Here is a 24120-nt window from a genome sequence, read left to right as displayed (position 1 = left end):
TCTACCGGGGCCACGCCCGCATTCCACGAGTCCTACCCGGAGTCTTTTTTTCTCATGGCAACCCACGAACTCGCCAGCGTTGCGCTGGACGACAAATACACGGCCACCGAAGGCCGGATCTACCTGAGCGGCATCCAGGCGCTGGTGCGCCTCATGCTCGTGCAGAAATGGCGCGACCAGCAGGCCGGCCTGAACACCGCGGGCTTTGTCTCGGGCTACCGCGGCTCGCCGCTCGGCGGCCTGGACGAAGCGCTGTGGAAAGCCCAGCCGCAGCTCGAAGCCAACGCCGTCAAATTTTTGCCCGGCGTGAACGAGGAGCTGGCCGCCACCGCCGTGTGGGGCACGCAGCAGGTGCACCTGACCGGCGAGAGCGCGGTCGATGGCGTGTTCGCCATGTGGTACGGCAAGGCGCCCGGCGTGGACCGCTGCGGCGACGTGTTCAAGCACATGAGCCACGCGGGCACCTCGCCCCAGGGCGGCATCCTGCTGGTGGCGGGCGACGACCACGGCGCGTCGTCGTCCACCCTGCCCAACCAGAGCGACCACCTGTTCGCCGCCTCGATGATCCCCATGCTCTACCCGCAGAGCGTGGAGGAGTACATCGAGCTGGGCCTGCACGGCTTTGCGATGTCGCGCTTTGCCGGCCTGCCGGTGGGCTTCAAGGCGCTGGCGGACACGGTGGAGTCGTCGGGCTCCATTGCCGCGGGCGCGCTCGACGTGCACACGCGCCTGCCGAAAGACTTCGCGTTCCCGCCCGGCGGCGTGCATGCGCGGCTGTCGACCGACACGCTCGGCGTGCAGGCGCGCAAGCAGGAAGCGCTGATGCAGGACTACAAGATCTACGCCGCCATCGCCTACGCGCGCGAGAACCGCCTGAACCGCGTGACCATCGATTCGCCGCAGGCGCGGCTGGGCATCGTGGCCTCGGGCAAGTCGTACCGCGACGTGCTCGAAGCGCTGGAAGAACTGGGCATCGACGCCGACGAGGCCGCGCGCATCGGCATCCGGCTGTTCAAGGTGTCGATGTCCTGGCCGCTGGAGCCCGACTCGATCCGCGAGTTTGCCGACGGGCTCGAAGAAATCCTGGTGGTCGAAGAGAAGCGCCAGATCGTCGAGTACCAACTCAAGGAGCACCTGTACAACTGGCGCGAGAACGTGCGCCCGCGCGTGATCGGCAAGTTCGACGAGCAGGGCGAATGGGGCGCGCACCCGCGCGGCCAGTGGCTGCTGCCGGCCACGGCCGACTTCTCGGTGGCGCAGATCGCGCGCGTCATCGCGGGGCGCGTGGCACGCTTTCACACCAGCGACCGCATCCGCATGCGGCTGGCGATCCTCGACGCGAAAGACGTGGTGCTCGGCAAGGCCGTGGCCACGCCCTCGCGCCCGGCCTGGTACTGCGCGGGCTGCCCGCACAACACCTCGACCAAGGTGCCCGAAGGCAGCCTGGCGCTCGCGGGCATCGGCTGCCATGTGATGGCCACCGCCATCTACCCCGAGCACAACCGCACCACCACGCACATGGGCGGCGAAGGCGCGCCCTGGCTCGGGCAGGCGTGGTTCTCCAAGCGCAAGCACGTGTTCGCGAACCTCGGCGACGGCACCTACTACCACTCGGGTTCGCTGGCGATTCGCGCGGCCGTGGCGGCGGGCGTGAACATCACCTACAAGATCCTCTACAACGACGCGGTCGCGATGACGGGCGGGCAGCCGGTCGACGGGCCGATCACCGTGCCGCGCATCGCGCACCAGGTGGCGGCCGAAGGCGTGAAGCGCATCGCGCTGGTGGCCGAGGACCCGACGCGCTGGGCCGACCGCAGCCTGCTGCCGCCCGACCGCGACGGCCTCTTTGCGCTGAGCGTGCACCACCGCGACGACATGGACGCGGTGCAGCGCGAGCTGCGCGGCTTCGAAGGCGTGTCGGTGCTGATCTACGACCAGGTGTGCGCGGCCGAGAAGCGCCGCCGCCGCAAGAAGGGCGAGTTCCCGCCCGCCGCGCGGCGCGTGTTCATCAACGACGCGGTGTGCGAAGGCTGCGGCGACTGCGGCGAGCAGTCGAACTGCACCGCCCTGCTACCGAAGCAAACCGACCTGGGCCTGAAGCGCAGCGTGGACCAGAGCGCGTGCAACGCCGACGAGTCGTGCATCAAGGGCTTCTGCCCGAGCTTCGTGACGGTCGAAGGCGTGAAGCCGCGCAAGCACGCGCCCGTGGCCGTGAAGGCCGCCGAAGAACCTGCTCTGCCCGCGCCGGTGCCGCTCGCGCTCGAAGGCATGCACAACATCCTGATCACCGGCATCGGCGGCACGGGCGTGATCACCATCGGCGCGCTGATCGGCATGGCGGCGCACCTCGAAGGCAAGGGCGTGAGCGTGCTCGACATGACGGGCATGTCGCAGAAGAACGGCTCGGTCACGTCGCACGTGCGCATCGCGCGCGACGCGGCGCAGCTGAAGGCGCAGCGCATTCCCACCGGCGAGGCCGACCTGATCCTGGGCTGCGACATGCTCACGGCCGGCGCGCCCGACGCCATTGCGCGCATGCGGCCGGGCCGCACCTATGCGCTGGTCAATACCTTCGAGCAGCCGACCGGGCATTTCGCGCAGCAGCCTGACTGGCAGTTCCCGGCCGCGCAGGTGCGTGCGCTCATCGAGGAATCGGTGGAAGGCCGCGCCGACTTCATCGACGCCACGCAACTGGCCACGCGCCTCATGGGCGACGCCATCGCGGCCAACCTGTTCCTGCTGGGCTTCGCGTTCCAGAAAGGGTTTGTGCCGCTGTCGGCGCAGGCGCTCGACAAGGCCATCGAGATCAACGGCGTGGCCGTGAAGGCCAACCAGGCTGCGTTCCGCTGGGGCCGCAAGGCGGCGCTTGACCTCGCGGCCGTCACGCGCCAGGCCGCGCCGGCGCAGGTGGTGTCGCTGCAAAAGCCCCAGAGCTTCGAGGCGCTGGTGGCCGACCGCACCGCGTTCCTCACGGCCTACCAGAACGCGGCCTATGCGCGCAGCTACGCGGACCTCGTCGAACGCGTGCGCGACGCCGAACGGCGCACGCGCGGCAGCACGGTGCTCGCCAAGGCCGTGGCCTCGGGCCTGTTCAAGCTCATGGCCTACAAGGACGAGTACGAGGTGGCGCGCCTGTATGCCGACCCGCGCTTCATGGAGAAGTTGGGCGAGCAGTTCGAAGGCAAGCCGGTGCTGCGCTTTCACCTGGCACCGCCGGTGCTGGGCCGGCGCGACGCCGAAGGCCGCGCGGTGAAGACCAGCTTCGGCCCGTGGATGCTCGGTGCCTTCCGCGTGCTCGCGAAGCTGCGCGGCCTGCGCGGCACGGCGCTCGATCCGTTCGGCCGCACCGCCGAGCGCCGCATGGAGCGCCAGCTCGTGGCCGACTACCGCGCGATGGTCGAAGACCTGCTCGCGCGCTTCGAGCGCATCGACTTCGACACCGCGCTGTCGCTGGCACGCCTGCCGGAACAGATCCGCGGCTTCGGGCATGTGAAGGAAGAAAGCATCGTGTCGGCGCGCGTGCGGTGGGAGATGCTGCGCGGGCAGCTCGATGCTGGAGCGCCTGCACGGGCCGCCCGAGCAGAACCAGTGGCGGCTTGAACGATAGCGCGGCCCGCTACAGCAGGCCTCTGGCAGAGGCCTTCAGCGTGGCGGCCGCGCGGGTCGAGCAACCGAGTTTGCGAAACACGCGTTCGACGTGCGTGCGCACCGTGCTCGCACTGATGCCCAGCGCACGCGCGACCTGCTTCGTGTTGTCGCCCTGGCTGATGCAGCGCAGGACGTCCAGCTCGCGCTGGGACAGTGACGCATCGTCCTGCGCAGGCATCGCGGGCTTCGCAGGCGTGCCCGAGATCGCGCAGGCGAGCAGTGCGCCGACAACCTCCGCATCGAAGCGGCCGGCCTCGGCGTCCGCCTGCATGCGATCGCGCGCCTGGGCGTCGGTCAGTTCGGGTCGCCACGGGCGGCGGGTGCGGTGCGACACCCACTGCTCGGCCGCCGCGACGACCTGCCCTTCGAGCGGCATCGACGCGCCGGAGCGGCCACGGAAGTAGCCGGAGCCATCGCGCCGCTCGAAGGCGAACGAGGCGATCTCCGCTTCTGCCGCGAGACCGTCGATCTGCCCCGCCGCGCGGGACGTCCAGTACGGCACGAGCCGCAGGCGCTCCATCGACGCGGCCGGCAGCGGCTCGGGCGCATTCCAGATGGCGTTGGGCACCGCGGCCCGCCCGATGCCGTGGATCAGGCCGGCCCGGTGGATGCGATGGCACATCGCTTCGCTCATGCCCAGCTGGGCGCCACAGTCGCGCGCCAGCCGGGCCACGCGCCGCGAGTAGCCCGTCATCCAGGGCAGCTTGAGGTCGCTCACGTCGCCGACGAGTTCCAGCCCGACGCGCCGGCGCATCGACACCGGCGGATCGGCGGCATCGGCCCACGGCGCGGGCGACGCATCCAGCCGCGTCATCCATGCCGCAGCGTGCGGTGCGCAGGCACCGACCAGGAAACCGGGGTAGAGGCTGTCGGCGCGCCCCCGCGCGAGCGTGAGGGCTTCGTCGAGCCCGTAGAGACGGCAGAAGATTTCGAGGTCGCTCGCCAGGGCCACGACGTAGGTGGCCAGCGGCACGCCCTCGCCCTGCAGCAGGCCGGGGACGCCGCTGCCGTCGTAGGCCTCGAAGACGGCGCGCAGCGCGGCTTCGGCCTCGGGCCCCAGGCCGAGCATGTTCGCGATGTCGCCGGCAATCTCGCAATGGATCTGGGCCATCGCCACGACGGCCCCGGGAATGGACGCCTGGTGGGGTTGGCGCAGGCGCGGTTGCGCGGAGGCCAGAAGGGCTCGCCGGCCCAGCACGTCGTCTTCCAGGAAGTCCGCGAACTCCTGCGCGTTCGCCGTGCAGCCCGACCAGCGCAGCAGCGCCACGTGTTGCGCGACCTCGGCCTGCGCCGCGTTGCAGCCGGCCTGCGCCGCGATCATGCCGGCCAGCCAGGCGGTGCGCAGCGAATGGTCGATGGGCTGGCCCATGCTCAGGTCGCCGATGAAGGCGAGCGCGCGGGCCGCGTCGAAAGCGGTGAGGGTGGTGTCTTCGGGCATGGGATCGCGGGGGCGAGCGCACAGCATCGCACAGCCGTCGGTTCGGCGCGTGTCGGTCATTCGACCGATACCGTGGTCCGGGGGAACGCAGAAGAATCGTTGCACCCGCCTCGTGCGAGGCGCGCCCCCTCCTCCTACCTCCCCCCTTTCATGTCCGACATCATCCAACCCCCTCTGCAGCCGGCCGCCTGGCTGCGCAAGCTCTACCTCACCCGCGCGGCCTTTTCCTTCGTGTGGGTTGCGCTGGCCTTCACCGTCGCCAGGCAGTCGCCGGCGCTGACGGCGATCCTGCTGGTCGTCTATCCGGCGTGGGACGCGCTGGCGAACCTGGTGGACGCCCGGATGACGGGCGGCCCCCGGGCCAACCCCAGCCAGATGCTGAACGCGTGGATCAGCGCACTGGTCACCGCGGCCGTTGTGGCCTCCCTGGTGCTCGGGCTCCAGATCGGCCTGGCCATCTTCGGCGCCTGGGCCATCGTGTCGGGCCTGCTGCAGCTGGCGACGGCCGTTCGCCGCCGAAAGAGCCATCGGGGGCAGTGGGTGATGATGCTGAGCGGCGCGCAGTCTGCGCTGGCCGGCGGCCTCTTCGTCGCACGGCAAGGCACCGATGCCCCGGTCCTGCAGACGCTCGCGGGCTATGCGACGGTGGGCGCGGTGTACTTCCTGATCTCCGGACTCGTGATCCTGCTTCGCAAGCCGCAGGAGCGGCCCGTGAACCCGCTCACCGCCACGCCTACAGCATCTTCCACTTCTGGCGGTCGATGACGCGGCGGCGCGTGTCCATGTTCAGCTGCGACAGCTCGATCTTCACCTGGTCCTTCGTGATGTCGACCAGCCCCCAGTTGCGCTGCAGCGCACCGACGGTGACGGCCGTGCGCAGCGCGGCGCCGGAGGACGTGGCTTCGAACAGGCTCCAGGGGCCCGCCGGCCACGGCACGGCGAAGCGGTTCTCGTGCACGTCGCCGCTGAGGATGAGGATGCGGCGCTTCTCCGCGAGCTTGAGGATCGCGGCGTGCTCGGCCGCGCAATCCATCCAGGTCTCGCCGTGGCGGGCTTCGAAGGTGAGGCCGCTGGCGATCAGGTGCACGGTCTTCTCGTCCGAGTCTTCGATGGCCTTCTTCAGCTTGTTCATCTGCTTCTTGCCGAGCACGGCGTCCTCGCCGCCCTTGGTCTTGTAGCTGCGGCCGTCGGTGAGGTGCAGCATCACCGGGCCATCCGCATCGCCGACATTGCTCAGCATGAGGGGCCGGTAGCCGGGTTCGGGAACGCCCGATGCCCAGGGATCGCCGGCCTTGGGAAAGGTCTTCGGATCGTTCGAATCCAGCGCCTTGCGGTATTCCTGAAACGCCGCGCGGGTCGGGTCCAGCAAATGCCGGTAGGACGGCTGTCCCTCGATCTGCGCGCCGCAGGCGCCGTTCCACAGAAAGTCGTGGTCGTCCCAGATCGGATGAATCTGCAGGTCGGTCTTGCGCACGAGCTTGGCGAACTCCTTCTGGTTCAGCTGGTCGCGCAGCCGGCCGAAGGCGTGGATCGCGAAGTCGTTCGCGCCCATGGCCTTGACCGCGCCCATGCTGGAGCCGTCCGCGTCGTAGTAGGCCGAGTCGCCCAGCAGCACCAGGTGCGTGGCGCCGGACGCGCCCACCTGGGTCCAGACAGGTTGTTCTTTGAAGGTCTGGGCACTGAAGCAGGAAGTAAAGGCGATCTTCATCGGGAGGCTCCTCGTTGTGGGTGCGCGGATGCTAGGAGCCGCCTCGAAACGTCGCCTCCCCCATCCATGGGAGGCGCATGCCGCGGGCCGCAAGGGCTCAGCGCCCCTCGTCTTCCCAGTCGACCCACTCCACCGGATGGGTCTTGAGGTACCCGCTGACGGCGGCACCGACGGTCGGAAAGAACGCGGCTTCGCCCAGCCGCGCGAAGAGCCCGAAGCGCTTCAGCTTGTCCTTGACGGGGTCCTTCATCTCGGCGAAGCACAGCTGGATGCCGGCGTCGCGCAAGCTGTCGACCAGCTCGGCCAGCATGTCGGCGGAGGTCACGTCCACGCTGGTGACGGGCTCCGCCGCAACGACCAGCCACCGCACCGGCACGGGCGACGACGCGATGGCGTCGCCCACCCGGTCGCGGAACAGCTCGGCATTGGCGAAGAACAGCGGCGCATCCCAGCGAAACAAGACCAGGCCCGGAATGAGGCGCGCATCGGGATAGCGCGTGATGTCGTGGTAGCCCTTGACGCCATCAGCGCGCCCCAGCACCGCGGAATAGGGGCGCCAGGCATCCCACAGGAATTCGATGACCGCGATCACGATGGCCAGGCCGATGCCCTCGACGGCGCCCAGCACGACCACGCCGACCGTGCAGGCGATCGACAACCAGAACTCCCAGCGCTGGATGCGGTAGATCCGCCGCAGGTCGGCAATCTCGATCAGGCCGATGGCCGATGCGATCACGACCGCGGCCAGTGCGCTGGTGGGCAGGTTCTTCAGCAGGTCGGGCGCCGCCACCAGCAGCAGGGCAACGGCCAGTGCGCCGACGACGCCGGTCAGCTGCGTCCTGGCGCCCGCGGCCTCGGCCACGGGGGTGCGCGACGAACTGCTGCTGACGGCAAAGCCCTGGAAAAATCCGGCCGCCAGGTTGGCGGCGCCCAGCGCCACCATCTCCTGGTTCGGGTCGACGTGGGTGCGGGTGCGCGCCGCATAGACACGGGAGAGCACGCTGGTGTCGGCGAACGAGACGAGCGCGACGGCACAGCCGCCGATCAGCACGGGGCCGATGTCGGCGGCCGTGACCCACGGGATGCCGAATGCCGGCAGGCCCTGCGGGAGGGCGCCGAGCACCGGCACCCCCTCGCGTGTCGCCAGGCCCAGCACGCCGACGGCCACGGTCGCGCCCACCACGGCGATCAGGATGCCCGGCACACGCCGGCGGCCCTTGAGCAGCAGGATGACGGCCAGGGTGCCCGCGCCGACCATGAGCGTGGTCGCGTGGGTCTTGCCCTCCATCACCGACACGGCGATGGCCTTCAGGGTCGCCAGCGGTGCGTCGCCCTCGACCGAAAAACCCAGGAGCCTGGGCAGCTGGCTGATCAGCACGGTCAACGCGATGCCGTTCATGTAGCCGTAGCGGATCGGCTTGGAAAGAAGCTCGGTGACGAAGCCCAGGCGCGCAACGCCCGCGAGGATGCACACCGCGCCCGACACGATCGCCATCAGGCCCGCCAGGGCGATGGCGCGCTGCGGGTCGCCGCCCGACAGCGGAAGGACGACGGCCAGGATGAGGGCCGCCAGCGAGGAATCCGGGCCCAGCACCAGGATCCGGCTGGGGCCGAACACGGCGTACGCGAGCAACGCCACGATGGTCGCGTAGAGGCCGTGGATGCCCGGGACGCCCGACGCCTGTGCGTAGGCGATGCCGACGGGCACCAGCATCGTGGTCAGCACCAGCCCGGCCACGATGTCGTGCCGCAGCCAGGCCAGTTCGTACCCGCGCAGCGTGCGCAGTCCCGGCAGCCAGCGGCGCCACCCGGCCGCATCGGCGGCCTTCGCCCGCGGCGCACCGCGGCCGGGTTCGGAAAGAGGAGGTGGAGGTTCCAGGTCGTTCATGCGCCGCGGGCCACAGGGTGGACGGACAGTGCAGAGGCGCGCCGGGAAAGGCAAGGGGGAAGACACGGGTGCCGGCGCGGGCCGCGCGCCCCTCCCCGCCCCTGCGCCCCGGTCGCCTGCGAAACACGCACTTGACCGGCTGCGCCCGCGCCCGAAATTCGCTAGGCTGTGGTGGCGCGCGATGCCATCGAGCGCGGAGACAACGCGATGAGCCCAGGCACATCTCTTCGTCTGCATGTACCGGAGCCCACCGGGCGGCCGGGGCACGAGACCGATTTCTCCTACCTGCACCTGTCGCGCGCCGGCGAGGTGCGAAAACCCCCGGTCGACGCATCGCCGGCCGACACCAGCGACCTGGCCTACACGCTGGTGCGCGTGCTCGACGACGAAGGCCGCGCCGTCGGCCCGTGGGCGCCGCCGGCCGACCCCGAGCTGCTGCGCCGCGGCCTGCGCGCGATGATGAAAACACGCGCCTTCGACGCCCGCATGCTGATCGCGCAGCGGCAGAAGAAGATCTCCTTCTACATGCAGTGCCTGGGCGAAGAGGCCATCGCCACCGGCCACGCGCTGGTGCTGCAGCAGGGCGACATGTGCTTTCCCACCTACCGCCAGCAGGGCCTGCTGCTGGCGCGCGACGACGTGACGCTACTGGAGCTGACCTGCGAGCTGATGTCCAACGAGCGCGACCCGCTCAAGGGGCGTCAGCTGCCGGTGTGCTATTCGATGAAGCGGGCCGGCTTCTTCTCGATCTCGGGCAACCTGGCCACGCAGTTCATCCAGGCGGTGGGCTGGGGCATGGCCTCGGCGATCAAGGGCGACACGCGCATCGCCTCGGGCTGGATCGGCGACGGCGCCACCGCCGAGTCCGACTTCCACACGGCGCTGACCTTCGCGCACGTCTACCGCGCGCCGGTGATCCTGAACGTGGTCAACAACCAGTGGGCGATCTCCACCTTCCAGGCCATCGCCGGCGGCGAGGCGACCACCTTCGCGGCGCGCGGCGTGGGCTGCGGCATCGCCTCGCTGCGCGTCGACGGCAACGACTTCCTCGCGGTGCTGGCGGCCTCGCGCTGGGCGGCCGAGCGCGCCCGCAGCAACCTGGGGCCGACGCTGATCGAGTGGGTCACCTACCGCGCCGGCGCGCATTCGACCTCGGACGACCCGTCGCGCTACCGCCCGGCCGACGACTGGGCGCATTTCCCGCTGGGCGACCCGATCGCGCGCCTGGCGCAGCACCTGACGGCGATCGGCGCCTGGTCGCAGCAGGAGCACGCGCAGACGCAGGCCGACATGCAGGCGCAGGTGAACACCGCGGTGAAGGAGGCCGAGCGCTTCGGTTCCATGGCCGACGGCCACGTCGCCGGCGACGCCGCCCTGTTCGAGGACGTCTACAAGGACATGCCCGAGCACCTGAAGCGCCAGCGCGAACAGCTGGCGTCCGAGGGGTGACGGCCATGGCCTCGATGACCATGATCCAGGCCCTGCGCTCCGCCATGGACGTGATGCTGGAGCGCGACGACAACGTGATCGTCTACGGCCAGGACGTGGGCTACTTCGGCGGCGTGTTCCGCTGCACCGAAGGCCTGCAGGCCAAGTACGGCCGCTCGCGCGTGTTCGATGCGCCGATCAACGAGGGCGGCATCGTCGGCTCGGCCATCGGCATGGGCGCCTACGGCCTGCGCCCGGTGGTGGAAGTGCAGTTCGCCGACTACGTCTATCCGGCCTACGACCAGATCGTGTCCGAGGCGGCGCGCCTGCGCTACCGCTCGGCGGGCGATTTCACCGCGCCGATCACCATCCGCATGCCCTGCGGCGGCGGCATCTACGGCGGCCAGACGCACAGCCAGAGCCCGGAGGCGCTGTTCACGCACGTCTGCGGGCTGCGCACGGTGATGCCCTCCAATCCGCGCGATGCCAAGGGCCTGCTGATCGCCTCGATCGAGAACGACGACCCGGTCATCTTCCTGGAGCCCAAGCGGCTGTACAACGGCCCCTTCGACGGCCACCACGACCGGCCGCTGGTGCCCTGGTCGGCGCATCCGCTGGGCGAGGTGCCCGAGGGCTACTACACGGTGCCGCTGGAGTCGGCCACCGTGTTCCGCCCCGGCGCCGACCTGACGGTGATCAGCTACGGCACCATGGTCTTCGTCTGCGAAGCGGCCGCGCGCGAGACCGGCATCGACGCCGAGATCATCGACCTGCGCAGCCTGTGGCCGCTGGACCTGCAGACGCTGGTCGCCTCGGTGAAGAAGACCGGCCGCTGCGTGATCGTGCACGAGGCCACGCGCACCAGCGGCTTCGGCTCCGAGCTGACGGCGCTGGTGCAGGAGCATTGCTTCCACCACCTGGAAGCGCCGATCGGGCGCGTGGCCGGCTGGGACACGCCCTACCCGCATGCGCAGGAGTGGGCCTACTTCCCCGGCCCGGCGCGCGTCGGTGCGGCCTTGCGTCGCGCCATGGAGAACTGAATGGGCACGCTCACGATCAAGGTGCCGGACCTGGGCGAAGGCATTGCCGAGGTGGAGCTGGTGGCGTGGCGCGTGCAGCCCGGCGACACGGTGGCCGAAGACCAGGTGCTGGCCGACGTGATGACCGACAAGGCCACCGTCGAGATTCCCTCGCCGGTCGCCGGCCGGGTGGTCGCGCTCGGCGGCGAGGTGGGGCAGCAAATCGCGGTGGGCGCGGAGCTGATCCGGATCGATGTAGCGGACGGCGGGGAGGCGCGGGAGAAGGCGCCGGTCGTATCGGCGGCAGCGCCTGCAGCGGTGCCTGCACCGGCACCGGCCGAACGCGCGCGCCCCTCGGGCGACAAGCCGCTGGCCTCACCCGCGGTGCGCCATCGGGCGGCGGTCCTCGGCATCGATCTGCGGCAGGTGCCGGGCAGCAGCGCGGACGGCCGCATCCTGCACGAGGACCTCGACGCCTGGCTGCTGCGCCGGTCCGGTCCGCCGGCGCCGGATGCCGCGCGCTACGCCGAGCGCCACGACGAGGAGGCCGTGCCCGTGACCGGCGTGCGCCGCCGCATCGCGCAGCGCATGCAGGACGCGATGCGCCGCATTCCGCACTTCACCTACGTCGAGGAGGTCGACGTGACCGAGCTGGAGCTGCTGCGCGCCCGCATCAACGAACGCTGGGGCGGCGAGCGGGCGCACCTGACGCTGCTGCCGCTGCTGGTGCGCGCGGTGGTGCTGGCGGTGCCGCGCTTCCCGCAGATCAACGCCCGCTTCGACGACGAGGCGGGCGTGCTCACGCGCCACGGCGCGGTGCACGTCGGCATCGCCACCCAGACGGCGGCCGGCCTCATGGTGCCGGTGCTGCGCCATGCGGAGGCGCGCGACCTCTGGTCGAGCGCGACCGAGATCGCCCGGCTGGCCGACGCCGCGCGCGCGGGCCGGGCCACGCGCGACGAGCTGAGCGGCTCGACCCTCACCGTCACCAGCCTGGGCGCGCTGGGCGGCATCGCCTCCACGCCGATCATCAATGCGCCCGAGGTGGCGATCGTCGGCGTCAACCGCATCGTGCAGCGCCCGGTGATGCTGGGCGGCGCGGTGGTTGCGCGCCGCATGATGAACCTGTCCTCCTCCTTCGACCACCGCGTGGTCGACGGCCAGCTGGCGGCCGAATTCGTGCAGGCCGTGCGGGCGTCGCTCGAGTGCCCGGCGCTGCTTTTCATCGAGTAGCTGTCGGCCATGTGCACCGCATGCGGCATGAACCGGCGTCTGCGCAGTGCGTCGGCCTCATCGGCCCGCCCGGCCCGCTAGGGAAAATCGCTAGACCAAAAAGCACCGAAGTATCAATTCGGGCAAGTCGACGCGTTACAGGAATCGGACCATCCTCGCGATCCTTGGGGGAGATCGGAATCGCCGATTTCAAACCCGATGGGAGACACCTCATGACCTATACGAAACTGCTTGCAGGCTTGGCCGGCTCGGCGTTCGCTTTTTCCGTCTCGGCCACCGAACTGGTCATCGCGACCGTCAACAACGGCCACATGATCGAGATGCAGAAGCTCACGCCCTTCTTTGAAAAGGCCAACCCCGACATCAAGCTCAAGTGGGTCACGCTCGAGGAAGGCACGCTGCGCCAGCGCGTGACCACCGACATCGCCACCAAGGGCGGCCAGTTCGACGTGATGACCATCGGCCTGTACGAGGCGCCGATCTGGTCGAAGAAGGGCTGGCTGCAGCCCATCGCCACCGATGCCGCCTACGACGCCGACGACCTGCTGCCCGCCATCCGCGCCGGCCTGTCGCACGAAGGCAAGCTGTACGCCGCGCCCTTCTACGGCGAGAGCTCGATGCTCATGTACCGCAAGGACCTGGCCGACAAGGTCGGCTTCAAGATGCCCGAGCAGCCCACCTGGGCGCAGGTGAAGGAGCTGGCCGGCAAGATCCATGACCCCAAGGGCGGCCTGTACGGCATGTGCCTGCGCGGCAAGCCGGGCTGGGGCGACAACATGGGCCCGATCACCACCCTCGTGAACACACATGGCGGCCAGTGGTTCGACATGCAGTGGAAGCCGCAGATCGACACCAAGCCCTGGAAGGACGCGATCGGCTTCTACGTCGACCTGATGAAGGCCTACGGCCCGCCGGGCGCCTCGGCCAACAGCTTCAACGAGAACCTGGCGCTCTTCAACGAAGGCAAGTGCGGCATGTGGGTGGACGCGACCATCGCGGCCTCGTTCATCAGCGACCCCAAGCAGTCGAAGGTGGCCGACAAGGTGGCCTTCGCGCAGGCCCCGGTGGCGGTCACACCGAAGGGCGCGAACTGGCTGTGGACCTGGAACCTCGCCATTCCCGCCAGCTCGACCAAGGGCGCCGCCGCGCAGACCTTCGTGAAGTGGGCGACCTCCAAGGAGTACGTCAACCTCGTGGCCAAGGAGAACGGCTGGGCCTCCGTGCCCACCGGCACGCGCAAGTCGACCTACGCGAACCCCGAGTTCCAGAAGGTCGCCAGGTTCGCCGCCGCCGAGAAGAAGGCCATCGACAGCGCCAACCTCAGCGACAGCACCTTGCCCAAGTCGCCGTACGTCGGCGTGCAGTACGCGGCCATTCCCGAGTTCCAGGCCATCGGCACCGGCGTGGGCCAGCAGATGAGCGCGGCGCTGTCGGGCAAGGTCACGGTCGACCAGGCGCTGAAGACCTCGCAGAGCATCGCCGAGCGAGAGATGAAGAAGGCCGGCTACTACAAGTAGCCGGCGCTTTGAAGCCAATGCAACGGGCGACCGGAAAGCGCATGGAGAAGTCTCACCCGTCCAGGGAAGATCCGCTGTGCCGCAACGCAGAGCTCGGCTACAGCCCCTCGTCCGATCTCGACAGGCTCGTGCGCTGCGTGAGCCACGGCACGCCCTCGCCGCTCATCCGGTGGCACTACCACGACGACTACGAGATCCACCTGGTCGTGTCCACCTGCGGAAAGATGTTCGTGGGGGACTACATCGGCACCTTCGAGCCGGGCAACCTCGTGATCACCGGCCCGAGGCTTCCTCACAACTGGATCTCGACGAACGCACCCGCCGGCGGCGTGGCACTGCGCGATCACTGCATCGTCTTCGACCGGGGGCCGCTGGACCGGGCGTCCGAATCGATCTCGGAACTCAAGGACGTGCTGCCCCTTCTGGACCGGTCTGCACGCGGCATCGAATTCTTCGACATGTCGGCGCTCGCCGGCGACTACTTCGGCCGCATCCGCGCCAGCCAGGGCATATCGAGGTTCTCGGTCTTCCTCGAGTTCCTCTGCGTGCTCGGCGAGTGGAAGGACTACCGGCTGCTCTCCAACCCCTGGACCGATGCGGCGGAGGACGCCAACTCGATGGCGCAGATCGACGCGATCATCGGCTTCATGAACGACCGCTATGCCGAAGACCTCTCGATGCCGCGGGTGGCTCGGCACTTCGGCATGAGCAAGAGCCACTTCTCGCGTCTCTTTCATCGGCGCACGGGCAACACGTTCACGGACTTCCTGATCCAGCTGCGCGTGTCCAGGGCGTGCCAGCTGCTGGCGCATGCGCGCGATCCGATCGCCGCGATCTGTCAGGACGTCGGGTTCAACAACGTTGCCAACTTCAACCGCCGCTTCCTTGCGGTGAAGGGAATGACGCCTTCCGCGTTTCGCAAGGCGTTTGCGGACCCTCGCTGAGGGCTGCGGGGCTCAAGGCCATGTGAACACGTGGTGAGCGCGCGCCTTCGTTGCCGCGATCAGCCGTGCGTTCGGTGCATCGGTGCTGGCCACCCAGTCGCGCGCGGCCTCGGCATCGCGGCCGAACTGCCGATGGCGCGCGACCAGGCGTTCCTCGCGCACCGCGTCGTCGATGTCCACGTACCAGACTTCGTCGAGCATCGCCCCCGCCCCCGCCCACGGGCCGGCGTCGTGCAGGAGGTAGTTGCCTTCGGTGATGACGAGGGGCGTCGACGGCAGCACCGCAATGGCGCCGGCGATCGGCTCCTCGATCTCGCGGCGGAACTCGGGGGCGTAGACGGTGTCGCCGTCGGGGCGCTGATTGCGCAGCCGCTGCAGCAGGGCGACGTAGCCGGCGCTGTCGAAGGTATCGGGCGCGCCCTTTCGGTTGGCACGGCCGAGCCGTTGCAACTCGACGTTGGCGAGGTGAAATCCGTCCATCGGCACGACCTGCGCGCAGTCGGCGCCAGCCGCCTGGTGCAACGCCATCGCGAGCGTGGACTTGCCTGCGCCGGGCGCACCGACCAGCCCCAGCAGCTTACGCTGGCCGCCGGCCATCAGGGCATGCAGGCGTGCGACTGAATCTGAAGGAAGAAAGAAGGGCTGCGGCATGGCATTCATGGCTGCAGCGTATCGCCCGCGCCTCCCCGGAGTTTGCCGATGGCGCCTTCGTTCTTTGCACATGGCGCACGGCGCTTCAAAGCTGGAAGGTTCACGCCCGAGCCCCCGCAGGCAGCCGGAACGCCCCGGGAATACCCTCTGAACCCCCTGCAATCTTCTTGCCTACAGTTCTTGTATGCAAGAAAAAGCGATCCTTGCATGCAAAACCTCGACACGACAACGACAGGAGATTTCCATGCCTCGCTTTGCCAAATCGCTCTTCGGACAGGTGGTCATCGCACTGGTGATCGGCGTGCTCGTCGGCCTCTTTGCGCCCGAGTTCGCCGCCAAGCTCAAGCCGCTGGGTGACGGCTTCATCAAGCTGATCAAGATGATCATTCCCGTGCTGGTTTTCTGCGTGGTGGTGCATGGCATCGCCGGCGCGGGCGACCTCAAGCGCGTGGGCCGGGTCGGCGTGAAGGCGCTGATCTACTTCGAGGTGCTGACCACCATCGCGCTGGCGATGGGCCTGGTGCTGGCCTTCGTGTTCGAGCCGGGCGTGGGCATGAACGTCGACCCCAAGGCGCTGGACGCCAGCGCCATGAGCGCCTACGCCTCCAACGCCGACAAGCTCACCAGCGGCGGCACGGTCGAGTTCCTGATGAAGCTCATTCCCACCACGGTGGTGGCCGCCTTCGCCACGGGCGACGTGCTGCAGGTGCTGCTGTTCGCGGTGCTGTTCGGCTGCGCGCTGTCGCTGCTGGGCGATCGCGGCGCGCCGGTGGCGGCCGTGGTCGATGCGCTCTCGCTGGTGCTGTTCAAGATCATGGGGATCATCATCAAGCTGGCGCCGCTGGGCGTGCTGGGCGCCATTGCCTTCACGGTCGGCAAGTACGGCATCGGCTCGCTCAAGCAGCTGGGCATGCTGGTCGCTCTCTTCTACGGCGCGGTGCTGGTCTTCGTGTTCGTGGTGCTGGGGCTGGTGATGCGCATGTCGGGCTTCAGCCTGTGGAAGCTGCTGCGCTACCTGCGCGAAGAGCTGGCCATCGTGTTCGCCACCACCTCGTCGGACAGCGTGCTGCCGCAGATCATGGCCAAGCTGCGCCGCATGGGCATCCGCGATTCGACGGTGGGCCTGGTGATTCCCACGGGCTACTCGTTCAACCTGGACGCGTTCTCGATCTACATCACGCTGGCGGCGGTGTTCATTGCGCAGGCCACCAACACGCCGATCTCGATGGCCGACCTGCTGACCATCCTGGCGATCGCACTGGTCACCTCCAAGGGCGCGCACGGCGTGCCGGGCTCGGCGATCGTGGTGCTGGCCGCCACGCTGCATGCGATTCCGGCGATTCCCGCCATCGGCCTGGTGCTGGTGCTGTCGGTCGACTGGTTCATGGGCATCGCCCGCGCGCTGGGCAACCTGATCGGCAACTGCGTGGCCACCGTGGCGATCGCCGCGTGGGAAGGCGACATCGACCGTGAACGTGCCCATGCCGTGCTCGACGGCACCTATTCGCCCGACGACGAACCGCTGGCCGAGGCGCCCGTGGTAAACACCGGCACCGCCGCTTCCACCGCCCACTGAAAAAATGCCCGCCGACGTCAGCCCCACCGCCATCGCCGAACGCGTCGTCGAGGCCATCCTCGCGCAGAAGCTCGCGCCCGGCGACCGGCTCGGCGAGCAGGCGCTGGCCGAGAACTTCTCGGTCAGCCGCACGATGGTGCGCGAGGCGCTGATGCAGCTGCAGGCGCGCGGTTTCGTCGAGGTGCAGTCGCGCCGCGGCTGGTACGTGGTGGAGCCCTCGGCCGAGGAGGCGCGCGACGCCTTCTCGGCGCGCCGCATCGTCGAGGCCGGCATCCTGGCCGCGAGCGAAGGCCGGCCGCTGGGCCAGGTGATCCGCAAGCTGCGCGACCACATCGCCGACGAGCAGCGCGCCATCGAAGGCGCCGACGCCGCCACGCGCGCCTTCCTGCTGGCCGACTTCCATGTCTGCCTGGCCGAGCAGATGGGCCACCAGTTATTGGTCGACGTGCTGCGCGACCTCACGGCGCGCACCACGCTGGCGGCCACGCTCTACCAGTCGAAGCACGAGGCCGGGCAGTCGTGCGCGGAGCACGGCGCCATCGTCGCGGCGCTCGAGGCCGGCAACATCGAGCAGGCGCGCCAGCTCATGCTCGACCACATCGGCAATGTCGAACGGGCGCTGGAGGTCGACGCCACCGCCGAGCCCGATGCGCCGAGCCGCCTGCGCGCCACGCTGGCGCCGGTGGCGCTGCCGCGCGCGGCCAGGCGTTGAAGCTGTGCATTTGTGCCACGATCAGCTATCGATTGCATAGCTGACACCCGCCGCCGGTTCTGCGCCTGCGGCGTTTTTCCTTGGCAACCCTGTTGCGCCGCACAAGGGCGCGCCGGCTGACACGGCGGCGGGTTCCGGCTCGGCTACAGTCCGAGACACTTATGAACTCTCCCCAACTCCAGCGCGGCGTCTTCCTCGCCCTGCTTGCCGCCGTCACCGTCGCCTTTCTGTGGGTGCTGATGCCGTTCTTCGGCGCGGTGCTCTGGGGGGTGGCGCTGGCGATCCTGTTCACGCCGCTGTTCAAGTGGCTGCTCAAGAAGATGCCGGGCCGGCGCAACGTGGCCGCGATGTCCACGCTGGCGATCTGCCTGTTCATCGTGATCCTGCCGCTGGCGATGGTGGGCGTGTCGCTGGTGCAGGAGATCGCGCTGATCACGCAGAGCATCCGCTCGGGCCAGATCAACTTCGCAGCCTACTTCCAGCAGATCCTGAACGCCACGCCGCAGTGGCTGCTGAACATCGTGGAGCGCTTCAACCTGGGCGACATGGCGGCCTGGCAGGCGCGCGTCTCGGCCATCGCGGGCCAGGCCAGCCAGCTCATCGCCAGCCAGGCGCTGGCCATCGGGCAGAACACCTTCGACTTCGTGGTGAGCTTCTTCGTGATGCTGTACCTGCTGTACTTCCTGGTGCGCGACGGCACTTCGCTGTCGAAGACCATGCGCGACGCGCTGCCGCTGGCCAAGCCGCACACGCACTACCTGCTGAACAAGTTCACCACCGTGATCCGCGCCACCGTGAAGGGCAACGTGGCCGTGGCCATCGCGCAGGGCACCATCGGCGGGCTGGCCTTCTGGTTCCTGGGCGTGCAGGGCGCGCTGCTGTGGGCGGTGCTGATGGCCTTCCTGTCGCTGCTGCCGGCCGTGGGCGCGGCGCTGATCTGGGGGCCGGTGGCCATCTACTACCTGGCCACCGGGCACTTCTGGCAAGGCGGCGTGCTGATCTTCATCGGCGTGTTCGTGATCGGCCTGGTCGACAACATCCTGCGCCCCGTGCTGGTGGGCAAGGACACGCAGATGCCCGACTACATCGTGCTGATGTCGACCATCGGCGGCATGGCGATCTTCGGCATCAACGGCTTCGTGATCGGGCCGGTGATCGCGGCGCTGTTCATGGCGGCCTGGAGCCTCTTTGCGGACTCGGGCCATGTGGGCACGGGGCACGCGGTCGAAGAGGCCGCGCAGGCTCCGAAGGACGGGCAGGACAAGGCCTGACACCGGTCGTGGCCCTTCCCGGGCCGCGGCGTTCGCTCCTTCTGCGCGCATTTCGCGCGCGCAATCACGCATTCCGTCGCATGACGCTGGGCACCGCCCGGCGACTGCGGGATCGTCGGGCCCTCCACTCACCACGAGGCCTGCCATGCACCTTCCCGCCTTCCTCTCCCGCCCCGCCACGCGCGGCCTGATCGCCGCCGCTGCGCTCACCCCGCTCGGCGCCCTGGCTGCCGACCTGAACCTGCGCATCGCCGACGGCCCGGCCGCCGGCGCCACGCTCTACGTCGCGCTGTACAACGACGCCGCCAGCTACGCCGAGAGCAAGGCCGTCGCCTCGCAGACCGCACCCCTGCGCGAAGGCAAGGCCCGCTTCGTCTTCACCGACCTGGCGCCGGGCCGCTACGCGCTGCGCGTGTTCGCCGACGAGAACGGCAACGGCAAGCTGGACACCAACCTCGTAGGCATGCCGATCGAACGCTACGGCTTCTCGAACGACGCCAAGGGCAACCGCGGCGCGCCCGACTTCGAGGCCGCGGCGCTGCGCATCGACGCCGACGCGCAGGCCGTCATCCACCTGCGCTGAGGAGACACGGCCATGGAACGACGCGAACTCCTGCGCCTGCTGGCCACGGCCGGCGCCCTGCCCCTGCTCGCCCCGCTCGCACGCGCGGCCGGCACCACCGACGACTGGCAAGCCCAGTTCGAAGCCGCCGACGCACCCTGGAAGATCGGCTTCGCCACGCCCCCGGGCGACCTGCCCCTGACCCGCGCCACCGTGCGCGGGCGCTTCCCCGACGCCGTCGCCGGCACGCTGTTTCGCATCGGCCCGGCCGGCCACGACCTGGGCGGCGAGCGCTACCACCACTGGTTCGACGGCGACGGCATGGTGCACCGCTTCGTCATCGAAGGGGCCGACGTGCGCCACCAGGGTCGCTACGTCGCCACGCCCAAGCGCGTGGCCGAGGTGAAGGCCGGCCGCCACCTCACCGAAGCCTTCGGCACCATGCCGCCGGGCGTGGAGCCGCCCACCTCGGCCGACGCCATCAACGTCGCCAACACCAGCGTGCTGCCGATGCAGGGCGAGGTGCTGGCGCTGTGGGAAGGCGGCTCGGCCACGCGCATCGACGCGCGCACCCTCGACACGCTGGGCGTGAAGACCTGGCGCCCCGACCTCGCGGGCATGCCCTTCTCGGCCCACCCCAAGGTCGACCCGGACGGCACCGTGTGGAACTTCGGCGTGAGCTCGGGCCAGAGCCTGCTGGCGCTGTACGAGATCGCGCCCGGCGGCGCGTTGCGCCGCGCGGCCGTGGTGCCGGTGCCCGAGCTGCCCATGGTCCACGACTTCGCCGTGACCGCGCGGCACCTGGTGTTCCTCATGCCGCCGCTGGTGTACGACAGCAAGCGCAAGGAGGCCGGCGCGAGCTTTCTCGACGCCCACGTCTGGCGGCCCGAACTCGGCATGCGCGCGCTGGTGGTCGACAAGCAGGACTGGGACAAGCGCCAGCTGCTGGAGCTGCCGGCCGGCTTCCTGTTCCACGTCGGCAATGCGTGGGAAGAAGACACGCCGCGCGGTGCGCGCATCCACATCGACTACGTGCGCACGCAGAACGCCGAGTCGGTGTTCACCAGCAACCGCGAGGTGATGCGCGCGCGCCGCGTGCGCCGCAACGAACCGCGCCTGACCGTCGCCACGCTCGACCTGGGCACTGGCAAGGCCACGCAGCGGGAACTGCCGCTGGAAGCCGAGTTCCCCCGCATCGACCCGCGCCGCGTCGGCCTGCGCCACCGCCAGGTCGTGCACGCCACGCAGACGCGCGCCGACGTGCCCGGCTTCGGCGCCGTCGCGCGCACCGACATCGAGAGCGGACGCAGCCAGCGCTTCAGCTACGGCGCGCAGGCCATCGTGGAAGAGCACGTCTTCGTGCCCGACGGCGCCAGGCCCGGCTGGGTGCTGGGCACGGCGCTGGACTTCGGGCGGCAACGGACGGTGCTGTCGTGCTTCGCCGCCGACCACCTGGCCGCCGGGCCGGTGGCACAGGCCACGCTGCCTTACGCGCTGCCGCTGGGGTTGCACGGCGCCTTCGTGAAGGCCTGAGCGCCGCCCGTTCAGGCGGCCTTCGCGATCGGGATCATCATGCCCCGGTGCACCTCCGCCTCGCCGTACCTGGCCAGCAGCTGCATCAGGTGCTTGCGGATCAGCATGCCCGGCCGGTCGGACTCCATCGAGTACTCCACGCCGCGCCGCCGCGTGTCGACCAGCGCGTCGGGGTCGGTCGATTCGAGGATGTCCTTGTCCTCGCGCGTGATCTCCTCGTCGAAGTCGATCAGCATCTGCGCCGCGCAGTCGGCCTCGGTGTCGTTGCGGAACAGCCACTGGCACAACTGCATGCGCCCGTCGTCGATGGGCGTGAAGCAGTTGATGATGATGTGGCGGATGCCGCTCGGGTACTCGATGTCGAGGCGGCGCGCGAACGGCAGGAAGTAGGCGTTGCGCATGTGGCGCGTGGTGATCGCGTCGGTCACGCCGCTGATCGCATGGAACTTCACCGGGTTGGTCGCTTCGATCACCGTTTCGGCGTAAAAGCCCGACTCGTTTTCCACCAGCTCGTACTTGCTGGGCTTCGGGCTTGCGGCCACGCCGAAGGTGGCGCGGTGCACGAAGCTGAAGTGCGAGTTGTCGAAGGAATTTTCGAGCGCGCGCATCGGGCTGGTCTGCCACTCTTCGTAGAACTGGAAGATGGTGCGATAGCCCGGGTCGTCGAACTCGGGAATGGCCGGGATGTCGGCGATGGGTTCTTCCAGCGCCACCCAGGCGTAGCCGTAGCGCGCGGTGCAGGGGTAGGCCGTGGTCTTGTACTCGGGAGAAATCTTGCGGTCGGGCTCGTACTGCGGAATGCGCACCACCTGGCCGCTGCGGTCGTAGGTCCAGCCGTGGTAGCCGCACTGGATCGCGCCCTGCCCGCAGGCCTTGCCCTCGCCGTCCACGCACCAGCCCTTCGAAAGCTTCGCGGTGCGGTGGCAGCAGCGGTCGCGCAGCGCGGCCGGCTGGCCGTCGGCGTCGAGGAACAGAACGATGTCTTCGCCCAGCAGCCGGAAAGGCTTGGGGCCGTGGGCCAGTTCGGTGAGCGGCATGACGGCATGCCAGAACTTGCGGAAGACGGGTTGTCGGGTGACGAGCATGGGCGAACTCCTTCGTTGTTGCGTGGGGGAACGAACGTGAAAGAGCAATTTCCTGCTTCGTCGGCATGCCTGATGAAAGGCATGCGCGAGGCTGAACGCTTCTACTCTGCGCCGATCGACTTGCAATTAGCGCGCCCGGATTGTGGCGCGCCCTTGTCGCGCGTCCAACCCCCACGCTGCCATGCCCGAGCGCCGCACCCTGGCATGCCTCATGCAAGACAGCGAGCAAGAGTAGAAGCGTTCAGCAGCGCACGCACCATCCCCGTGCGCCCGCCCGGAAATTGCTCTTGAGGCGCCTCCCGCCTGCGGTGGGAGGCATCCGTCAAGACCACCGACTCCGAGGCCCCACCATGCAACGCCGATCCTTTCTTGCCGCCGCTGCCGCCACCCTCGCCGCCCCTGCCGTGTTCGCGCAGGGCGGCAAGCTCACACCGCTGAAGTTCACGCTCGACTTCCGCATCAACGGCCAGACCGCGCCCTTCTTCCTGGCGCAGGCCAAGGGCTACTACCGCGACGAAGGGCTGGACGTGACGATCGACACCGGCGCCGGCTCGGTCGCGTCGATCACCCGCATCGCCAGCGGCGTGTACCAGCTGGGCCTGGGCGACATCAGCTCGCTGGTCGAGTTCAACGCACAGAACCCGGGCACGCCGGTGGTGCAGGCCGTGTACCAGTACTACAACCGTGCACCGTTCGTGATCATCGGGCGCAAGGACCGCGGCGTGACGACCGACTTCAAGAGCCTCACGGGCAAGAAAGTGGCAGCCGCAGCCGTCGAGTCCACGCGCCGCGCCTGGCCGATGGTGGCGCGCAAACAGGGCATGCGCGGCGACGCCTTCCAGTGGCAGACCACCGACTTCAGCGCGCGCGACAACGTGATGGTGCGCGGCGACGTCGATGCCGCCACCTACTTCCACGACTCGGCCGTCTCGCTCTTTGCGCGCATGAAGGCCGACGAGCTCTCGGTGCTCAAGTATTCGGACGCGGGCGTCAACCTGTACGGCAACGCGATCCTGGCGAGCAGCAACCTCATCGCGCAGAACCCGAAGGTGGTGGCGGCTTTCTTGCGCGCGACCAACCGCGCCATCGTCGAGACCTTTGCCAACCCCGTGCCCAGCATCGCGGCCATGCGCCAGCGCGAACCGATCCTGGACGAGAAGGTCGAACTCGAACGCTGGGGCCTCACGGCCCAGTACGTGGGCGCGGCGGACACGCGCGGCCACGGGCTGGGCGACATCCGCAAGCTCACGCTCGAACAGCAGGTCGACGAGGTGGCCGACACCTTCGGCCTGAAGACGCGGCCCTCGGCCGACGCTCTCTTCAATAGCTCGATGCTGCCCGCGCGCAGCGAGCGCCTTCTTCCCGCACCCAAGGCATGAACCTTCCTGACCCTTCCATTCCCACCCTCCCCGAAGAAACCACGCTCGACGAGCGCGACGGCCGCTACCTGCGCAAGGCCATCGTGTGGTCGCATGCCGCACGCCGGCGCGGCAACCGGCCCTTCGGCTCGGTCATCGTCTCGGCCGCCGGCGAAGTGCTGGCCGAGGCCGCGAACAGCAACGCCGAAACCGGCGACTGCACCGCGCACGCCGAAGTGAACGCGCTGCGCGCATTGGCTGGCCGTGGCCTCACGCGCGAGGAACTGGCCGGCGCCACGCTCTATGCCTCGGGCGAGCCCTGCGTGATGTGCGCGGGCGCGATCTTCTGGTCGAACATCGGCCGCGTGGTGTTCGGCATCGACGCGCAGCGGCTGCGCGTGTTCCGCGGCGAGCGGCAGGACCAGCGCGACGCGGAGCTGTCGTGCCGCGACGTGTTCCGTGCCTCGCCGCATCCGATCGAGTGCATCGGGCCTGCGCTCATCGATGAAGCGGCTGCCGCGCACGACGGCGCCTGGAAGACCTGAGCCG

At 69.2% G+C, this 24120-nt stretch carries 19 protein-coding genes; 14 read left to right on the top strand and 5 right to left on the bottom strand.

Translation table 11 applies throughout. The annotated features are described in order from the left end of the window. The first annotated feature begins 54 nt into the window (after window positions 1-54). The gene (locus AC07SQ_RS12520; RefSeq protein ID WP_495271027.1) at window positions 55-3600 is read left to right on the top strand and encodes an indolepyruvate ferredoxin oxidoreductase family protein; all 3546 of its coding nucleotides are present in this window, start codon (window positions 55-57) and stop codon (window positions 3598-3600) included. A 16-nt stretch (window positions 3601-3616) separates the two neighbouring features. Here AC07SQ_RS12520 and AC07SQ_RS12515 read toward each other — a convergent pair whose 3' ends face one another. After that, window positions 3617-5086 carry an HD domain-containing phosphohydrolase gene (locus AC07SQ_RS12515; RefSeq protein WP_495271029.1) on the bottom strand — a complete coding sequence of 490 codons (1470 nt, stop codon included), beginning with the start codon at window positions 5084-5086 and terminating at the stop codon, window positions 3617-3619. A 150-nt stretch (window positions 5087-5236) separates the two neighbouring features. Here AC07SQ_RS12515 and AC07SQ_RS12510 point away from each other — a divergent pair, with 150 nt between their 5' ends. Continuing rightward, window positions 5237-5851 (top strand): DUF308 domain-containing protein, encoded by a 615-nt coding sequence (locus AC07SQ_RS12510; RefSeq protein ID WP_495271030.1) that lies wholly within the window; start codon window positions 5237-5239, stop codon window positions 5849-5851. Here AC07SQ_RS12510 and AC07SQ_RS12505 read toward each other — a convergent pair. Beyond that, complete coding sequence (locus AC07SQ_RS12505) at window positions 5820-6794, bottom strand: metallophosphoesterase family protein (protein WP_495271031.1); 975 nt, start codon at window positions 6792-6794, stop codon at window positions 5820-5822. The two genes, AC07SQ_RS12510 and AC07SQ_RS12505, sit on opposite strands and share 32 nt — an antisense overlap. A 97-nt stretch (window positions 6795-6891) precedes the next feature. Further along, window positions 6892-8682, bottom strand: coding sequence for a SulP family inorganic anion transporter (locus AC07SQ_RS12500; protein ID WP_495271032.1), 1791 nt, complete (start codon window positions 8680-8682; stop codon window positions 6892-6894). Between the two features lie 207 nt (window positions 8683-8889). Between AC07SQ_RS12500 and AC07SQ_RS12495 the strand changes: the two genes are divergently transcribed. The 5 genes from AC07SQ_RS12495 (at window position 8890) to AC07SQ_RS12475 (ending at window position 14823) form a co-directional block, all read left to right on the top strand. Then, window positions 8890-10131 carry a 3-methyl-2-oxobutanoate dehydrogenase (2-methylpropanoyl-transferring) subunit alpha gene (locus AC07SQ_RS12495; RefSeq protein WP_495271033.1) on the top strand — a complete coding sequence of 414 codons (1242 nt, stop codon included), beginning with the start codon at window positions 8890-8892 and terminating at the stop codon, window positions 10129-10131. A gap of 5 nt (window positions 10132-10136) precedes the next feature. Continuing rightward, entirely contained in the window at window positions 10137-11150 is a 1014-nt protein-coding gene (locus tag AC07SQ_RS12490; protein ID WP_495271034.1) for an alpha-ketoacid dehydrogenase subunit beta, read from the top strand. Further along, window positions 11151-12362, top strand: a complete 1212-nt coding sequence (locus AC07SQ_RS12485; RefSeq protein ID WP_495271035.1) for a dihydrolipoamide acetyltransferase family protein — start codon at window positions 11151-11153, stop codon at window positions 12360-12362. Between the two features lie 212 nt (window positions 12363-12574). After that, entirely contained in the window at window positions 12575-13879 is a 1305-nt protein-coding gene (locus tag AC07SQ_RS12480) for an ABC transporter substrate-binding protein (RefSeq protein WP_495271036.1), read from the top strand. A 41-nt stretch (window positions 13880-13920) separates the two neighbouring features. Then, window positions 13921-14823: a helix-turn-helix domain-containing protein gene (locus tag AC07SQ_RS12475; RefSeq protein WP_495271037.1), complete on the top strand. Its 903-nt coding sequence runs from the start codon at window positions 13921-13923 to the stop codon at window positions 14821-14823. 12 nt (window positions 14824-14835) lie between these two features. On the opposite strand, the gene AC07SQ_RS12470 is transcribed toward AC07SQ_RS12475, so the two are convergent. Beyond that, window positions 14836-15483, bottom strand: a complete 648-nt coding sequence (locus AC07SQ_RS12470) for a nucleoside/nucleotide kinase family protein (protein WP_495271038.1) — start codon at window positions 15481-15483, stop codon at window positions 14836-14838. A 235-nt stretch (window positions 15484-15718) separates the two neighbouring features. Here AC07SQ_RS12470 and AC07SQ_RS12465 point away from each other — a divergent pair, with 235 nt between their 5' ends. From AC07SQ_RS12465 to AC07SQ_RS12445, 5 genes are all read left to right on the top strand, one after another. Then, window positions 15719-17050 carry a C4-dicarboxylate transporter DctA gene (locus AC07SQ_RS12465; protein ID WP_062472092.1) on the top strand — a complete coding sequence of 444 codons (1332 nt, stop codon included), beginning with the start codon at window positions 15719-15721 and terminating at the stop codon, window positions 17048-17050. A 4-nt stretch (window positions 17051-17054) separates the two neighbouring features. Further along, on the top strand, window positions 17055-17762 hold the full coding sequence (locus AC07SQ_RS12460) for a GntR family transcriptional regulator (RefSeq protein ID WP_062472095.1): 708 nt from the start codon (window positions 17055-17057) through the stop codon (window positions 17760-17762). Window positions 17763-17923: 161 nt separating this feature from the next. Next, complete coding sequence (locus AC07SQ_RS12455; RefSeq protein WP_062472098.1) at window positions 17924-19033, top strand: AI-2E family transporter; 1110 nt, start codon at window positions 17924-17926, stop codon at window positions 19031-19033. A 145-nt stretch (window positions 19034-19178) separates the two neighbouring features. Beyond that, a complete protein-coding gene (locus AC07SQ_RS12450; protein ID WP_495271039.1) occupies window positions 19179-19616 on the top strand; it encodes a DUF2141 domain-containing protein in 438 nt (145 codons plus the stop codon). A 12-nt stretch (window positions 19617-19628) separates the two neighbouring features. After that, on the top strand, window positions 19629-21128 hold the full coding sequence (locus AC07SQ_RS12445; RefSeq protein WP_495271040.1) for a carotenoid oxygenase family protein: 1500 nt from the start codon (window positions 19629-19631) through the stop codon (window positions 21126-21128). 11 nt (window positions 21129-21139) lie between these two features. On the opposite strand, the gene AC07SQ_RS12440 is transcribed toward AC07SQ_RS12445, so the two are convergent. Then, window positions 21140-22213: an aromatic ring-hydroxylating dioxygenase subunit alpha gene (locus AC07SQ_RS12440; protein ID WP_495271041.1), complete on the bottom strand. Its 1074-nt coding sequence runs from the start codon at window positions 22211-22213 to the stop codon at window positions 21140-21142. A gap of 350 nt (window positions 22214-22563) precedes the next feature. Here AC07SQ_RS12440 and AC07SQ_RS12435 point away from each other — a divergent pair, with 350 nt between their 5' ends. Both AC07SQ_RS12435 and AC07SQ_RS12430 read left to right on the top strand, forming a co-directional pair. Beyond that, window positions 22564-23592, top strand: a complete 1029-nt coding sequence (locus AC07SQ_RS12435; RefSeq protein ID WP_495271042.1) for an ABC transporter substrate-binding protein — start codon at window positions 22564-22566, stop codon at window positions 23590-23592. Next, entirely contained in the window at window positions 23589-24116 is a 528-nt protein-coding gene (locus AC07SQ_RS12430) for a nucleoside deaminase (protein WP_495271043.1), read from the top strand. Before AC07SQ_RS12435 ends, AC07SQ_RS12430 begins: the two co-directional genes overlap by 4 nt. Window positions 24117-24120 lie beyond the last annotated feature (4 nt).

This window comes from Variovorax sp. GW821-FHT06D12 (assembly GCF_059419205.1).
This window is presented reverse-complemented; position numbering and strand designations above follow the sequence as displayed.